The organism is Chloroflexota bacterium, from assembly GCA_034717495.1.
GTDB lineage: Bacteria > Chloroflexota > Anaerolineae > JAAEKA01 > JAAEKA01 > JAYELL01.
The window spans coordinates 23,702-40,317 of record JAYELL010000050.1 but is presented as its reverse complement, the minus strand read 5'-3'; the positions used below and the strand labels follow the sequence as shown (position 1 = coordinate 40,317).

Here is a 16,616-nt window from a genome sequence, read left to right as displayed (position 1 = left end):
CGTCCTCCGCCCCCTTCGTGCATTCGTGGCCCTATTCGTGGACGGCATCCCTGCGTCCCTCCCTCGCCGTGTCTCCGTTTCACCCCACCCCCGCGTCCTCCGCCCCCTTCGTGCATTCTTGACACTTCTTCCCCTTGGCGTGATAATGGGGTCCAAATAATCCGCGAAAGGAGCATTCATTCAAATGAGCAGAGAAAAACCGCACAGCAAAGCTGACCATGAGACCCAGGAAATCGAGAAGGAGCGAGGAGGATGGCTTTCTGCGATCCTGATTCTCATCGCAATCCAGGGAGTCTTTTCCTCGATACTGATGTTCTCGCTGCGAAAAAACCCCGGCGAACCCGCGGCGCCCTGGTTGTGGGCTGCCATTGTTCTGCTGGCCCTGGCTGATATCGTAGCCGTGCTCGGCATGTGGAATTGGAAAAAGTGGGGGCTTTACCTCTATGCAGTCTCCATTATTGCCGGAATCGCCATCGGATTAGTCGTCTACCGCACCCAGTTGATCGTCTTCCACGATATCGTCCTGCCTGCGATTCTGGCCTATATCCTGACAAGAGGAGACAAGTGGGATTATTTCGAATAGGACCCCGTCTCATCCATCCCCATCCGGTTTCATATTCAGGGACGCCGAGTTGATGCAATAGCGCAAACCTGTAGGCTGAGGGCCATCTTGAAAGACATGGCCCAGATGAGAACCACAGCGGCTGCATAGCACTTCGGTTCTCTGCATGAGGTGGCTGTCATCGGACTCGGTTGCCACCGCGCCCTCGGACACAGGCTCCCAGTAACTCGGCCACCCTGACCCGGAGTCGTACTTGGCCTCCGAACTAAACAGCTCGGCGCCACAGGCGGCACAGAGATAAGTCCCTGCATCCCTGGCCCGGTAGTACTCGCCGGTGAAGGCGCGTTCCGTGCCCTTCTCCCGCAGGATCCGATACTGTTCCGGGGTGAGCTCCGCACGCCACTCTTCCTCTGTCTTTTGAATCTTTTTTTCACTCATGAATCAACACCTCAACACCTTAGTTTAGTACCTATTGCTGTTTCTCAATCTGGACCGATGGCTGCCGGTGTGGCCTTGGGCGGGGTATTTTGATATTGGCGCAATAGCATCACCGCAGGTACCATAACGACAGCCGACAGCAGCGCGGCCGCCCAGAAGGGATAGCTGGGATCACGGGCAAAAATCACCCCGGCGATTGCTGAACTGAAGATGATGGCCAGACTCAGGGTTGATTGGTAAATGCCCAGCACACCACCCCGCAGTTCATCGTCCACCGTGGTTGTGGACATCGACTGCAGGGGCGGCATAATGAGTGCCATACCCACCGCAACGAACATACCGGCCAGGGCACCCAACACCGGAGTTGCAATGATGGCCAACAACACGAAGCCAAACGTCCGCAGGATATTGCCACCAACAACCAGCCAGGGTTCCTGATAGCGCCTGAGCAGCGGTCTCAGGAGAAACGCCTGGGTGACGAATTGCGACAGGCCGATTACAGCCAGCAGCAGCCCAATGCCAAGATTGACGGTTTTGTCGCTGGAGCCATCGAAGAGCACAGCAGCGCCGAACAGCGCAAAAGTGGATTGCAACATCCCCATGCCAAACTGGCCTACAAACGCAATGATCAGCATCAATACCAGCGGACCATTTCGAAGAATCTGCCCCGGACGAAGACTGGCTTTTTTGTAGGCACGGTTATGCTCCCGTTGCTCCGGTGTCAACGATTCGTCCAGCGTGAACCAGGTCAACAGAACCACGATCCCCGCAACCACGGCCGCGATCATGTAGGGCACCCTGGGTCCAAATGCCGCCGCCAGTATGCCTCCCAGCGCCGGACCGATGATAAAGCCCAGCCCAAAAACGGCGAAGATATAACCAAGCGCCTCGGTACGCCGCTCCCTGGGTGTGATGTCAGTCAAATAGGCCTGAGCGACGATGATATTGCCGCCGGTGATCCCATCGACAATACGCGCCAGAAAAAGTATCCCGACGCTTGGAGCAAAAGCCAGCATAAGAAAGCTGATAGCCGTGCCGATTTGACTGACAATCAGCACAGGTACACGACCATATTTGTCCGAAAGCCGGCCCAGGTAGGGACCCGCGATGAATTGAGCGGCAAAAAACGCCGTTCCCAACAGCGTGATCACCTGAGGAGACATGTCGAACTCCCGCTGAGCATACAGCGGCAGGATCGGCATGATCATGGCCGCGCCGACCATCTGCACGAAAACAATCAACAGAATGGTCAGCAGTCGGCGGTCAACTTTGCCAAGTTTCATGCTTATCTTTCTTGTTTCTTTCCGGGAACCACCGGCTGTGAGCCGGGCCATATCGGACGTCTGGTGGAGAGATCGCCCAATAATACTACCACTGCATCAGAAGCGGAAATCGAGGCGTCGACCGCGGCTGGATACTGGCCGAATAAGTCGCTTTCCTCACTGCCCGTCATCCACTGCTTGTGTAATGCGCTCAAACATCGTCTCCAGCGAGACTTGGGGTTCTCCAAACCAGGCAAGCATACGACTGACATCGGCGTATGCCGAGTGTTCAACACCACCTGACTCCCGGTCAAAAATAACCTCCCCTCGCCCCAAACGCGCTTGCAGCGTTTCAGCCAGTTGCCGGTAGGTCCAGACGCGGGGATGACAGCAGTTGACGGCGACCGGCGGACAGGTTGCGCGGGACACAGCTGCCTGTGTGACGCGCACGGCATCTTCAAGTGTTATTACCTGCACCCGGGCATCTGGATTGGGACCCAACGACTTCCCGGCGAGAATGGTATCCGCCATCCGACGCAGCAGCCCTGCATGCTCCGTGTTGGCGTGGGCGTAACGAACATGAATCCCTTTTTTGCCCCCGCGCCAACAGAAGTAGTCAATCAGCTTCTCCTGGGCAAAACGGCTTCGCCCGTAATCATTGCCAGGGCGAGGCGGGGTTTCTTCGCTGGACAGATTCGGGCTGTCCCCATAAACGTTGATAGTACTTCCGTTGACAATATCCGCACTTCCGGCATAGCGTTCGACAACGCGCCCCACACCAAAGAAATTGACATCCCACATCAGGGCGGGTTGCCCCGGGTCCCATATCTCCAAAAACACCACATCCACATCCGGCAATCCCGCCGGATCGTCCTGGGTGACGTCAAAACGGATAGGTGTGATGCCCTCCGCTGCGATGTGCTTGTGAGCGTTCTCACTGTGCAATCTCGCCGCGCCGTAAACGCGCCAGTCGTCTTGAACAAGGGACTTCGCCAGGACACTGCCGATACGTCCCGTAACCCCCAGCACCAATGCTCTCTTGCCGGTCATATTATCCATTCCTTTCTACGATGGCGCGTTGCCCCAATCGAGGACTTCCGTTATCTCGCACCTCGCCATCGCGGAGTACTGAGTTTGCGCCATTCTTTCTATCTGCAAGGCTAAGTTTCGGCCATGATCTCCCCGGTGGGCCGCAGCCATTCCAACTTACCCGACTCGATTGATTTTTCGGCCATGATGATAGCCTGGGTCAGCTCCAGGGTATGTTCCAGGGGAATCGCCTCCTGGCCTGTCTTGATCATATTCAAGAATGCCCTTAGTTTGCGGCGGTAGCACCCTTTGCCTACGGTCCGTACATCGGCCCAGTCCATATCCCCAAAAATGCGGATGCTGTAATGAAAAGGTAGGTAGGGCGGAACAATCGTGGCCGTGGGCCACAAAATACGGGGCGGCCGATCCTCGTACGCGCCCCCTTCTGCCGCGTCTGTCTCGTCTTCTACCATCAGCATGGTAGCCACCCGGCCGTTGTTCCAGCGAAATACCAATCCATAAGCCCGCGGCGTTTGGGCCTTGCCGACCACCACAGGCGCGTGGCTGGGCAGTGCAAAGACCGACTCGATGCCGGGGCCAAACGGTACATACAGAGCTTCCAGGATATGGATGATATACCATTTGAGCGTAGCGACGCCCGTGCCAATCATACAACTCGCGCCAGAGATATTTCCAAATCCACCATCATCTACCACTTCTTTCAATCCGGCGATTTCGCTGGCATAGCGCATAGCCGAACAGGACATCAGCAAAGCTCCGTTGCTGCGAGCCAATCGAACCATTTCGATGGCCTCCTCTAACCTGTCGGCAAAGGGCTTATCGATAAGCACCGGCATCCCTTTTTCCAGAAACGGCCGGGACAGACGCAGATGATCGTCCGGTTCCTCGCCCCAAATGCCATCGCCCGTGGGCATCCGGCGTCCCCCGCCGATGAGCACAGCATCAACCTTTCCGGCCATCTCCTCCACTTCCTTGACAACGTGGGGAATATCGTATTTTTCCGCGTACCCGTTGGCCCGATCCAGGTCATAGTCCCAGGCATATTCCATTCTGACCTCCGGCATTTGAGCCAACACCTCGGCCCACGGCCGGCCGTGAGGTTCAACTGTGACCATTCCTAGCCTTAACGGTTTTGCTGAGTTTGACACTGGAATTTCTCCTGTGGTGCTAAACTATTCTGATCCGACAACCTTCTGTGCTGGAGCGGTGAGTCGCTTCAATAATCCGCCAGACTGCCACCGCTTCTTCACCTGGAACCGGTGAACTCTGGCCGGTCTGGAGACGTGGTATCAGCTCTTGGATCAATTCCCGGTGGGCCGGACCGGAGCGCGCCAGCTCAAATACTTCTGGCTCTTTGCCAAAGCGAACCAGCTTCAATCGTCCGTCAGACAGGGGACTGGCCAATATGCGTCCGTCGGTGCCACAGATGTCAAAGTCGTTGACCCCGACACGTTCTTGCCAGGTCGAAGAGAATGACACGAACGCCTCAGTCTCGGTGCGCATGATGGCGGCAGCAGTGTCTTCTACTTCAAAGCCCGCGGTTGACGAGCAATAGGCCATCACCTCCATAACCTCTCCCAACAGGTAGCGGATCAAATCGACCCAATGGCTGCCGGCATTTGCCAACGCGCCGCCACCCGCTTCTCTCAAAGAGGTGAGCCAGAGACGCTCCGGGTCGCCGTCATAATAGTCGGCCAGTTGCACCCGGGCAGACACTACCCGACCAATGGCATCCTCAGCTAGCAACGCCTTCATCTTCTGCACAACCGGCCAGAAACGACGATAATAGGCCACGGTTAACGGCACACCAGAGCTTCGGCACACATCTACAATTTTTTGCGCATCCTCCCGGTTGGTCCCCATCGGTTTTTCACACAACACAATTTTGCCGGCCAGGGCTGACTGTGAGGCGTGGGCCGGGTGCAAATAGTGTGGGGACGCGATATAAACTGCGTTGACGTCAGGGTCGGCCAATAAAGATGTTACGTCGGTGTACCAGCGTCCGACCCCGTGACGTTGGGCAAAGTCCGCCGCTTTTTCCTGATCACGACGCATAACCGCAACCAGTTCCGAACCAGGAGTCTGGTACAACGGCGGGCCACTCTTTTGTTCCGCCACGTCTCCACAACCAATAATTCCCCATCTGATAACATCCATCAAAAATCCTCCATTCTTGAGAGCTATCTCGCCGGAATAGCCAGATTTAGACCCGCTTGAACCCGCTCGGCAATTCGGTCAACTGGATTGCGTCATGAAGTGTCCCGGACTCGAGCAACTGGGCCAGGTTGGTGAACACTTCATGACACGCTTCTACGGTGTCGCTAACGTCTTCATGGCTGTGGGAGTAGCTGGGCAATATCAGACTGTGTCTGCGCCAGATGATCCCGCGGCGGGCCAACTCGCTCAGGAGATAGACCCATGCGGCTTGCTGGGTTGCCTCATCCAGGGGCCTGCCGCGAAAGTCAGCGGCGGCGACAAAGGCCGGCATCGCCTCGATTCCGCTGAAGGTGAATGGCGCACCTGTTTCGACAAGAGCTTGTTTCACGCCATTCACCAGGGCCGTGCCTACATCCCAGATGTGGCCCGAAACGTCCTCCTGGCGTTGCACATTCAGCGTAGCCCGCGCCGCCGCCAGTGAGAGCGCCTCATCGCCATAGGTCAGGGTCATGAACACTTCGGTAGCCATCTTCATGACGTCGCGCCGGCCGCTGACCGCCGAAAGCGGCATACCGTTGGCAATTCCTTTGGCAAAAACCGCTATATCTGGCACTACATTGTAATAGGCCTGGGCACCGCCCACAGCGAGCCGGAATCCCGTTACGATTTCATCGAAGATTAGTAAGGCGCCGTGCTTATGGGCTAACTCTTCGACCCCAGCCAGAAAACCTTCTTTGGGCCGTTCGCCGGATACCGGATCGATAAAAACGGCGGCAACCTGTTTGGGATTAGCGCTGAGTGCTGCCTCCAAGGAGTCCAGGTTGTTATACTCGAACTCAGTGATCAAATTGGCCAGGCAGGCAGGAATGCCCTGCGGGGAGTGGGTCACTGCCCACTGGTCATGCCAGCCTCTATAGCCGCACGATACCACCTTCTCCCGGTTGGTGAAGGCTCGCGCCAGGCGCAGCGCGGCCGAATTAGCCTCGACGCCACCTTTGAAGAAACGGGTCATCTCGGCGCAGGGCACAACGTCGGAGAGGATCTCGGCCACCTCTCCTTCCAGAGCCGTCAGCCGCGTGAAGATGATTCCCCGGGCCAGTTGTTCCCGAATCGCCTGATCGACGGCTGGATAGCAATATCCCAAAGTAACCGGGCCACAGGCCATTACATAGTCTATGTATTCGTTCCCGTCCACATCCCACACATGAGACCCTTTACCGTAATCGATAAAATCCGGGAAATAGCCGGGGGCAAATGCGGCCGGCCGTTTGCTGATGGTTTGGGTTATCCCGGGGATAAACTCACCGGCTCGCAAACCAGGTTCGACAGACTTGTCAAGTGTTAATTTCGTAGTTGCTGAAAACATGCTTTTTTCCTTTCCGGATCTGGACAACAGACTGTTGATAGTTGCACTTGTGTGGTAATTTTGTGCCAGGATCGCTTCAACACCTTCCTGCGAAATACCAGATTCCTGCACTAAGGCCAGCGCTGCCTCCGGGTACAGAAATGGAACCTGGCTACCAAAAACCAGTCGCTCGGCGCCGTAATCCTCAACCAATTGAGCCAATCCATTGAAGGGCTTGTCCATCGCGTTGACATCGATGAATACATTTTCAAGTGATAGCTCCGGGGCGTCAAAAAGCATGGCGGCTTCTTCAACAGACAGGTTATTCAGCACAAGCGTTGTCTGGGGGACACGGCGAATCAGGCCTGCCAATTCAGGGACGCGAACAGGGGGAACGCGAATCGCCGGATGCTGAAAGCGCTCTTCATCGATGAAGGCGGCAATAAACAAGGGACGTTGGTATTCGGCCAGGGTCGCCGCCAGGGCCACTGCCTCCGCCGAGTCAAGGGCATAGCGATGATAGGTGGGGTACGCACGAAAGCCCGCCAGCTTCTGACGCTCGATGCCGGCCACCACATCCTCACGCCAGAACGGGGCATTCAGATCGGCCGTTCCCACCGGCCACAAACGATCGCGATGCGCCGCGACCATGTTCACCAGTCGCTCATTGGCCTCGCCTGGATTGAGCAGGAACGGGCCTTCAGCCAGCGAGACAAAGGCAGCCCCAATCCCGCAGCGGTCCATTACGCTGATCAGCGCTGGAGCATCGCCGGCAGGCAGTTGATAGAGTGGCCAGTTTCCAAGGTAGGCACAAAAATCAATGATCATTTCGATTTCCCGCTAAAGAATAGGGCAGCGCTATTATCCCAAACGATCTGCCGTTTCGCAGCCAAATCAAGTTCGGCTGCAGCAACCTTAGCCAGCATCGGGGCAAAAGCGCGAATAAAGGCGTCGGAACCATACACCACCCGATCTGCTCCCAGTTCCCTGACGGCAAACTCCAGGCTACCCATGTAAGCCCGGCCGCCGGAGAAGTCGGTCCACACGTTCGGGTAGGGTTTGATTGCTCTCACGCCCCGAAGCCACTGCCCTCCCATATGAGCCATCACCAGGCGCGCTGCCGGGTAGCGGGTGGCCAGATGGGAAATATCTGAGGGCGATAGCTCGCCGGGTAGATTGCCTCCCGTTCGATAAAATGAGTGACACAGCACAGGTACGCGGCGAGCGGCGGCAAATTCAAACACAGGATATACAGGGTCCAGCCGGCCATACTCATCGCGGCAGGAAATCCACAGCTTGATGCCAACCACACCGGAATGCTGAAAACCTTCTTCCAGAATAGTCAGGGTCTCCGGATGATTAGGATTGACATACACCAACCCGAACACAAAGCCTGGATGCCGGTCGATCAAATCAAAGACCTCATCATTTCCCTGCCTGACCTCCCCGACCGGAGGATAGGGAATCATATCGCTATGGCCGATGGAGCACAGGATCAAGCGTTCTACCCCCACCCGGCGAGCAGCCTCCAGCATTGGCTCCGTTTGGCAGCGATCATAGGGTGGATGGGCGTGCATATCAATCGCAGGGGCCAGGTAGCAAGGCAGCTGCCACCGGGTATTCGCTCTGTGGCAATCAGTCTCCGGCATCAATTCCTTCTCCCTTCATCAATCTGATCTAGGCCTGCCAGTGCAGGTCGACTACTTGATTGTTTTTGACCGGCCAGGTAAAGGTCACACGCTCGCCTGAAAAGCTATCCAGCGTCGCCTCAGCCTTCCCATCGATCAATATCGTCGGCCAATCGGACGGAATCGGGCTCAATTGGGCCGTCACGCTGATCTCTCGATACTTGACCTGATTGGGTACATCGCCCAGCTCAACCCGGAAGCTCAAGCGACCCCTCTCCGCCGTCAGGGTCATTATAGAAACGGCCCGGCGAACGAGGATGTAATCTATGATTTCTTCGGGCTCGGCCGCCCATTCGCGCCCGCTCCCTACCCGGCGCAGGCAATCGAAGCGGGCATCCAGGATGTCAGGGGTACCATCCTTCCACAAGGCCAGGGGAACAGGTTCCACCGAGTGCGTGACATCTACAATCCAGCCTCCGCTGTCGAGGGCTTCGTGCAGTCTGTAATATGGATCGTACACCCGGGGAAACGGGCTGTAAAGCGGGCAGAAGGGTTCCCCCTCGACCACGTAGAGCAGGGTGCGACTCAAAGCAAAGAGATCGGGGTCATAGCTGTTGACCCCGTCGTTGGCAAAGAACACCGCCAGAAAGCCGGCCTCTTCCAAATATCTCGCTGCCGGAGCGAAACTGAAGTTGGCACCAGGCAGATGGAAGGTATTCACAGGTTCCCCAATTGCCGCTTCGAGAAGCAGCTTGGATCCGACAACTTCAGTGTAGGTGTCGACATTGAGATCGCCGTGGGTCATACTGTGATCCCCCACCGACCAGCCTTCGTGCATGAAATCGCGGATTTGTGGAGGACTCAAATGGCAGCGCAGACCGTGGTAGGTGCTGGAAGGCATCTCTCTCAACTGCCCCAGTTGGCCGGCGACCATCACCAGGTGACCGGGAACCCCATATCTCTGGTGAACCGGCAGGGCGTGCTCGATCAATTCCACAAATCCTTCGTCATAGGTAATGCTGTAAGCAAAAGCGTTGCCCTGTTTCCAACGGCATACTTGAACACTCATACTGACATCCCGTTGTTGTTGGCCAATCTGACTTGAAGACCCTCCCTGACCCGATGGGTGAACAGCCAGGTTCCCGCTTCGGGGCCGGGCTGCAAATTGACTGTATCCTCGCCAACAACCGCTCTCGGGGAGAGCCAGGTAGCAGGTAGCCTGGCCACAAACGTGAGTTCAGCCTCGGTCAAAGAATCACCGGGACCGGTCACCGCGAGCGTATAGGCGATCTGGTCAGGTGTACACGTGCAGTGTTTTATTTGGGTAGACAGGCGCAGGGCGCGATAGCCGGCTATTGTCTCAGGCAGAGCGGTCCATACCCTGTCTTTGCCTATCCGGTGAACAGCTTTGAAACGAGCTTCCAGTTCAGATAGCGTGCAATCTTTGCTGGCATCCAGAGGATGCAGGTCGACCCGCCGGACCACATCAACAACCCAGGCGCCTTGATCCTGCCCCAGGGCCAGCAGGCGGTAGGGGTCGTTCCCAAGTTGAAGCGGAACGGGGCTTTGATGGTACAACGGCGACCGTTTGATGATGCTGGCGTCCTCGCCGGCGCTGTTCAAGTCATCGTAGAGGGCAAAAAGCCAGTGGAAACCCGCTTCTTGAGCCACATCCTGGACTGTTTCGCAATAGGTGTAATCGGAGAAGGCCAGGGACCGAACGGAACACCCGATGGCCTTCTCCAGCGATAAACGCATCTCAAGCAAAGAAGCGGCAGAGGGGGCCTGGTTGCCATCCCCGGACGAGGAGATCTGGCAACCGACCGACCAACCCTCACTCATCATGAATTGCAGATGTTCCGGGTCAGCATACTTCTGCAGATTCCAGAGGCTCTGCAAGAATCCGGCTGAGGTATCACCCACCAGTTTACCCAGCATCTCAGGAAAGGCATTGATATGGCCGGGGATTCCATAGCGGTGGTGGATTCGTCTGGCGAACCCCAGTGTTTCCACCAGACCTTCATCGTAGGTGATGGAGTACGCGAAACGCTTATCATCTTTCCATTGTGCGATTTGCACAGAATGATCTGGCTGAGACATCATGCGACTTCCAGTTACAGATCTCGCAGCACCGAGGCAATCGGTTCAGGTCGGCCACTCTTGAGACTGTTGAATGCTTGCAAGACCATCAACGTCGCCATTAAGCCATCGATATGATCGATCGGCGGTCGGGTGCCATTGATCAGACAATCGATGAAGGCCCGGTTCTCCTCGACAAAACCGCTTTCGGTTCCTTTGAACACCTGAGTTTCTTGGCCCGCCTCATTATAGGTCAATGTGCAAAGCCGGTCGCTGAGGGTAACAGATTTGTTTTCCGCAAAGAGTTGCAGGTAAAATTTGCTGGTCAACGGTGGGCAATTGGCGTCGCCCTGGACCCAATTACCGGCTATACCCCCTTCGAAGCGGAAGGTAGCGCACAGATTGTCGACCACCCCCGTAGAGGTGTAATAATTGTCTCCGGCGGCGTAAACTTCTATGGGATCGCGACCGGCCACGAACCGCAGGATGTCGCATGAATGACAGCCCTGGCTCAAAACGTTGCCCCCACCGGTAATGGGATCGCTGGCCCAGAAGTCGTCGGGCCAGCGATTATCCATCATTTGCATCGTGACCATCACCGGGTTTGGAATCAGTTCCCTGGCCTTGAGAATCATATCGTAATAGCGCATTTTGAAGGCGACCATCAGCCTGATACCACTCTCCTCAACCGCTCTGCCGACGGCCTGACACTCCTCCACAGTCAGCGCCAGCGGTTTCTCGACCAGAATATGCTTCCCCGCTTTCGCAGCCCGAATGCACAGGTCAGCATGACTATCGTGCCAGGTGCTGATATAAACAGCGTCGATCGAGGGGTCGTCAAAAATATCCTGCACGTTAGTGGTGCTGTATTCCCCATGATAGCTTTCGTTGTACCGCTCGGCCTTGGCTTTGGTGCGGGAGCAAAAAGCTACCATGTCCATGCCCTCTATCTCACCGACCGCCTCGGCAAACACCTTTCCAATACTGCCACATCCAATCAATCCGCCACGCAATTTTTTAGCCATCGTTGTTCCTCCTGAATTTGATCCAATGGGGATGGGACGCCCGTCCGTTTGTTCATTGAAAACGCCTGAATTACCGATCAATCATCCGTCAGCCTTTCAATCACACGTCCACCAGCAGCTACTAACAAATCGGTAGCTTCCGGCGTGATCCGACCCCAGAGGTGTTGGCCCACCTCGTAGCCGCCCTCAAGGAAAGCTTGTGCGGTGGGAATATATCCAATATCGTCGTTTGCTAATTCTACAACGGCGACAGAACAGTTTTGGCTCTTCGCTTTGAGCTGCAGACCGGTTTCGGCAAAAACCTCACCAGGGAAACCGAACAAAATCAAGTCGTTCAGGCGTAGAGCCTGCACTTCAGTGTGGATGATTCGCTCTCGTAAAATCTGTTTCGTAACGGAACTGAGCTGCCATCCTTTCGAGAACTCCTGCTGCATGCGTTCTTGTCCGCTCTCGAACAGTTGAATCCAATCAGGCCGCACCGGCAGGTCAACCAGCTCCTGGGCGAAGCCCACCGGGGTGATCTCCTGTACCTCGATTCGTTCCAGACATTCCAGAACCTGGGCGGAAAAAATGCGTCCCAGGCGACGCGCCATCCGGTCATCACGGGGTCCCCAGCAGGGCATCTCCGCTGTGGGATCGACATCGGCAGCAGCGCCGTTAGTGCATAGAACTACGCTGGGATCACCCATGATTTCTTCCAGAATTGCCATAGCTTCCCCAAAGAAATCTCCGGAGATATTGGGACTCATCAGAGCCACACTCGGATGGCAGGCAAAGTTGGAGACGGCGGCCAGGACCTCGCCGCTCAGATCCTCAATCCTGACCGCTGTCAGGTCTGGGTCTGTGGGCCCCTCGCCGACAATGATTTCAGGGGCGACCCGCCAGGTTGAGGGCACGCCGTAGCGAGTCGTGAAAACCGTGCCATCGGTCATTTTTTTTCGACGGTTGCGAGCCAAACCCCGGATAGGGATGCGATCCCAACCCAGGCGAGCCGGTTGAGTATTGATAGCTGCTTTGCATACGGCGTCGACAATGGTATCGACCATGGAGTCGAGGTAGACGGGGTCCTCGAAGCCGGAGCCAACGGTATCGGGAGTGGAGTGTGAATGGGTGCAGGCGATTTGAATCGCCCCGGCAGGAAAGTCGATCCTGGCCTGAATTTCTGTTCTGATGCGCTGAACGAGTTCCCGCGAGATGCCAAGTAGATCACACAGGACCAAAGCGATCTTATCGCTGCCATGCGCCAGGACAACCACTCGAACATACAGATCTCGGTAGACACCAGTGAGTTGTTTTCCCTCCCAACGCAGGCAAGGCACAGGCGGCGTGATCTTTTTTTTAGCTATCCCCGCTTGCAGGTAGCCATGCTGCTTCAGGTAGTGGACCGTCGCCAGCCACTGGCTGACCTCCGGGGCGGGTTCAAGGGAAGAGGGAGAATCCTGCAAAGTAGCGAGAGCAGTATCGATGGCCGGGCGCGTTTGGAAAGCCATTACGGTATTCGGCCCCCAAACTGCTCGATGCAGACAGCCAAGCTGTTGCAATTTTCGGCCCAGCATGGCGGGATTGAAGCGTGGGAAAGCAGTGTGTTTTGTGAGACCACGTTGCCGGTCGGCGAAAAGGGCTTGAACATAGGCCGTGAAAGGCGTCTGTGTCCAGGAATCGGGCGACATTTCGTCCGTCTCAACCAAAACCCACCAGGCGTTGCATTCGTAAAGCAAGTCCCAGGGGCTGCCATAGCCAAAAGGGCCGCCTCCCCAGGGGGTTGGTCTCCCTGCCGCTGTTCGATGACCGGCAATCAAGTTGTCGGCCGAGGGACCGCGGGCGGAAACAGAGTGCGTCGGGCTGTGGCTGCGTACGACGCCCTGCAATGCCCTGAACATCTCCGGGAATGGACCCATTTCGGACGGAGATTGCAGGGGATCGAAGACGGGTTTGGGGTAGCCTTCGGCGGGTGTGCAGGTGGGGACTACCAGGGTTCCGCTGGGCCCGACCAGCGCTTGCAGAGCAATGGCCAGGTTCTCCAACCCACCCTCGACGTTGGATGGCGTCAGCCCAGGTGCCTCGAAAACTAATACATCGCCAGCGTCAATGCCGCTGCCTTGTAGGATATCGATTAACTGCGCGATGCGTGCCATTTGCGTTCCTCTGGCCCTTGCCAGGAGGCATTTTTCAGTGCCTTGTGTTGATAATCACGGGCAGTCTCGATGATTTTTTGCATGTTTCTCAACGGTGTGCCCGGATGAACTTCGTTGGCAATGGTCAAGGCAACGCCCGCTTTTCCCACGGCAATATCGAGTGCCGTTGCAGCAGCTTGGGCGCAGTCATCCGGTGAACCATCTCGCGCTATTTCGGCCAGAATGCCGCCCTGTAAAACCGTGGTGGGACCCAGAGCCTCGACAACCGCACGCCAATCCGTCTCCCCCCCGACTTCACAGTAATCAGGTTGCAATCGTTGCACGTGGGGGATCAAGTGATTCCAGCGGCCGTCCATATGGAGATGAACATATTCAAAATCGCTGTACAGGATTTGGTTATAGGGTAAGACAAACTCCTCATATAACTGGGGTGACATCATCGTTGCCGTATCGTCGCTTGTCCAGACTCGGGTCAGGCCACGCTGACCTTCTCGCCAGCAGACAAACTCATCCAGCGGGTCGGGCGAGATGCCGTACTGCCATTTAACTCGCTCAAAGTGCAAGAAAAAGCGAAGACAATTCTCCAGCAGCTTATGGACACGCTCAGGCTGCTCAAAACAAGCCAGGAACAGGTCTTGGGCATTCAAGAGTTGAGCAGCCATTGTAAACGGCGCATGCAGGTGAACGCTGGTCAAAACCGGCAAGCCGTCCACAAGTGAGCGTAGCAGTTCAAGCTTCTGACGCGTCTCGTGCAAATTCCTGTGCCGGGTCAGATCAGGCATTTGCAGCGTGTCAACCTGCTCGATTTCATCGATGAGATGCCCGCCCCAAGGGGTAGAGCTTTTTTGATATTCAATGGGCAGATTGAAGGCGATAGCTTCGTGAACTGTTGCCTGGTCCAGGAAGATCGCCAGTGGAATCTCATCTTCGTCAAGATTCTTGAGACGCCAGGCAATTCCTTTCAACTGGGTGTCGGCCATTACTTCCAGGCTGGTGTAATAGTCGAAAGGCTCAACCCCAAACAGATCGCACAGGAAGGGAGCGCAAAGATTCATGAACACCAAATGAGATCGCTTCCCGGCGAGAAGTTCGTCCCAGGCCTGGTGAGCATGCGCTACTCGTTGGTGGTATGCCTCCGGATCGAAGTAATCACCTGCTTTTAGAACCATCATCGGCACCCCGTTAAGAAAGTGTTCGACAACTGAGGGTTAACCCTGGCTTTGGATGTCGTTCATCCTCTCGACGGTAAGCCGGGCGGCTGGGTCGGGATCTATGGTATAGTCCCAACCCAGTTCCGCAGCCAAAAAACCATCATATCCTGTCTGGCGCAGAGCCACCATGAACGGCGAAAATTCGAAACTGCCATCTCCTGGCACTAAGTGCTGATCTCGTTCGCCATCGTTGTCATCGACGTGCACGTGGAACAGTTTGTCACCCAGCAAGCGCACTGCGTCCGCCGCCGGCTCACCCACCACATGGGCATGCCCATTGTCGAGCAGTACGCCTAAGTACGCATATCCAAGCTTGTTGACCAGATCCAGAGTGGCTGCGCAGGTAGGCAATAGATCCGTTTCATATCTGTCCGCCGGTTCAATGGCAATAAGCAGTTCATAGCTGGTGGCGTACTCGGCGATAGCGCACAGGCTTTCGCTCAAGCGCTCAATGCCATCCTCGGTACTTTGTCCGAAAAGGGTATGACCGGGGCACACGCTTACGACCGGGGCGCCGAGGGCTACCGCCGTTTCGATGCTATCCTGGATGTAGGATACGCTGTCCTGGCGAATCTTCTCTATCGGGCTGCACAGGCTGGTCGGATAGCGAAATTGAGCTGGGATAAAGGAGGCAACAGCCAGTCCCTCGGATTGAAGGGTTTGGCGCAGGTCGGCAATCTCTTTGTCGCCCAGGTCTTTCCGGTAGGCGTGGGGCCTTCCTCCCCAGATGTCGATTCCGTCAAATCCGGCAGCAGCCGTGCGCCGGATTGCCTCGGAGAGAGGATAGTTGTAATAGATGAAGGATGATAGGCTTAGTCTCATCGTTTGTCCCCTATGCCTGGACTTCGTTGATCAGCGATAGAAAAAAGTCGCGGGCTTTGACTGCTTCCTCAACAATGTTATCCACGCCGGAAATGTCGACAACAATCGTTCCATCGAACCCCACGCGTTTCAGGCTTCCAACCACAGCAGGAAAATCAATGATACCTTGACCTGGAGGATAGTGGTAAGCCTGGGAGCCGTCATTGTCAGAAAAGTGAACCAAGGCGATTTGATCCCCTAATTTGGGGATAACCAGTGCCAGGTATTCCTTGCCGGCATGAACATGGGCGATGTCGAACAACACGCCCGCATTATCCGCTGCCGACTCCTTTATCAGGTTCAGTATTGCATCCGTCGAACTGAAGACGTCATTGGCTCGTGTCTCGATAATGAGCCTCAACCCCTTGCGCTTGGCGATGGCGGCGCATTGAGTCACCACATCCACCGCGTTCCTCCAGAACTCGTCCCAGGAGAAATCGTCGCCAACGCTGACAGCAGTAGGCGGGCCGCCCACATATAGCTCGGTGCCCATGGGACGGATCTCTGGCGGCATATACCCGCAAATTGATACAATCGGTGCTCCCAATTCAGCGATCATATCGGTCAGCGCGGCGAAATCATGCAATGCCTTGGCCTTGATGTCCGGGTTAACACTGAACATTTTTTCTTCGACTGCCATGACGGATGGAACGACCATCCCATAGTTTGAGAGGATGGCTTTCATCTGGTCGAGATCACGCCGATGCTGCTCGATCAACTCATCATATAGCTCCAGCTCTATCGCCTCAAAGCCGGCCTGGCCTACAATTTCCATCGCTTTGAGATGGTCTGCAGGTGACGGGGGAATTCCAAACAGGGTAATGGGAATGGTATAACCGCAAGCAATGTTCATGTTTTTCTCC

Annotated in this window: 15 protein-coding genes; 1 reads left to right on the top strand and 14 read right to left on the bottom strand. The window is 55.9% G+C overall.

The features are described 5' to 3' along the window. The first annotated feature begins 184 nt into the window (after positions 1-184). Complete coding sequence (locus U9R25_09680) at positions 185-583, top strand: hypothetical protein (protein ID MEA3336166.1); 399 nt, start codon at positions 185-187, stop codon at positions 581-583. A gap of 9 nt (positions 584-592) precedes the next feature. Here U9R25_09680 and msrB read toward each other — a convergent pair whose 3' ends face one another. The 14 genes from msrB to U9R25_09610 form a co-directional block, all read right to left on the bottom strand. Beyond that, positions 593-1,000 carry a peptide-methionine (R)-S-oxide reductase MsrB gene (gene msrB, locus U9R25_09675; GenBank protein ID MEA3336165.1) on the bottom strand — a complete coding sequence of 136 codons (408 nt, stop codon included), beginning with the start codon at positions 998-1,000 and terminating at the stop codon, positions 593-595. A 44-nt stretch (positions 1,001-1,044) separates the two neighbouring features. Continuing rightward, on the bottom strand, positions 1,045-2,283 hold the full coding sequence (locus tag U9R25_09670; protein ID MEA3336164.1) for an MFS transporter: 1,239 nt from the start codon (positions 2,281-2,283) through the stop codon (positions 1,045-1,047). A 156-nt stretch (positions 2,284-2,439) separates the two neighbouring features. Next, the gene (locus tag U9R25_09665; GenBank protein ID MEA3336163.1) at positions 2,440-3,312 is read right to left on the bottom strand and encodes an NAD(P)-dependent oxidoreductase; all 873 of its coding nucleotides are present in this window, start codon (positions 3,310-3,312) and stop codon (positions 2,440-2,442) included. A gap of 110 nt (positions 3,313-3,422) precedes the next feature. After that, complete coding sequence (locus tag U9R25_09660; protein MEA3336162.1) at positions 3,423-4,460, bottom strand: Gfo/Idh/MocA family oxidoreductase; 1,038 nt, start codon at positions 4,458-4,460, stop codon at positions 3,423-3,425. 19 nt (positions 4,461-4,479) lie between these two features. After that, positions 4,480-5,469 (bottom strand): Gfo/Idh/MocA family oxidoreductase, encoded by a 990-nt coding sequence (locus U9R25_09655; protein ID MEA3336161.1) that lies wholly within the window; start codon positions 5,467-5,469, stop codon positions 4,480-4,482. A gap of 46 nt (positions 5,470-5,515) precedes the next feature. After that, complete coding sequence (locus U9R25_09650; GenBank protein ID MEA3336160.1) at positions 5,516-7,642, bottom strand: aminotransferase class III-fold pyridoxal phosphate-dependent enzyme; 2,127 nt, start codon at positions 7,640-7,642, stop codon at positions 5,516-5,518. Next, positions 7,639-8,463 carry an amidohydrolase family protein gene (locus U9R25_09645; GenBank protein ID MEA3336159.1) on the bottom strand — a complete coding sequence of 275 codons (825 nt, stop codon included), beginning with the start codon at positions 8,461-8,463 and terminating at the stop codon, positions 7,639-7,641. The genes U9R25_09650 and U9R25_09645 overlap by 4 nt, the downstream gene beginning before the upstream one ends. A 28-nt stretch (positions 8,464-8,491) precedes the next feature. After that, complete coding sequence (locus U9R25_09640; GenBank protein MEA3336158.1) at positions 8,492-9,511, bottom strand: polysaccharide deacetylase family protein; 1,020 nt, start codon at positions 9,509-9,511, stop codon at positions 8,492-8,494. Beyond that, positions 9,508-10,545 (bottom strand): hypothetical protein, encoded by a 1,038-nt coding sequence (locus U9R25_09635; GenBank protein MEA3336157.1) that lies wholly within the window; start codon positions 10,543-10,545, stop codon positions 9,508-9,510. The genes U9R25_09640 and U9R25_09635 overlap by 4 nt, the downstream gene beginning before the upstream one ends. 11 nt (positions 10,546-10,556) lie before the next feature. Next, on the bottom strand, positions 10,557-11,546 hold the full coding sequence (locus U9R25_09630) for a Gfo/Idh/MocA family oxidoreductase (GenBank protein ID MEA3336156.1): 990 nt from the start codon (positions 11,544-11,546) through the stop codon (positions 10,557-10,559). 77 nt (positions 11,547-11,623) lie between these two features. Beyond that, positions 11,624-13,681, bottom strand: coding sequence for a neutral/alkaline non-lysosomal ceramidase N-terminal domain-containing protein (locus tag U9R25_09625; protein ID MEA3336155.1), 2,058 nt, complete (start codon positions 13,679-13,681; stop codon positions 11,624-11,626). Continuing rightward, a complete protein-coding gene (locus U9R25_09620; protein MEA3336154.1) occupies positions 13,660-14,853 on the bottom strand; it encodes a uroporphyrinogen decarboxylase family protein in 1,194 nt (397 codons plus the stop codon). Before U9R25_09620 ends, U9R25_09625 begins: the two co-directional genes overlap by 22 nt. Before the next feature lie 36 nt (positions 14,854-14,889). Next, entirely contained in the window at positions 14,890-15,714 is an 825-nt protein-coding gene (locus U9R25_09615) for a sugar phosphate isomerase/epimerase (protein MEA3336153.1), read from the bottom strand. A gap of 10 nt (positions 15,715-15,724) precedes the next feature. Then, the gene (locus U9R25_09610) at positions 15,725-16,606 is read right to left on the bottom strand and encodes a sugar phosphate isomerase/epimerase (GenBank protein MEA3336152.1); all 882 of its coding nucleotides are present in this window, start codon (positions 16,604-16,606) and stop codon (positions 15,725-15,727) included. Between the last annotated feature and the right edge of the window lie 10 nt (positions 16,607-16,616).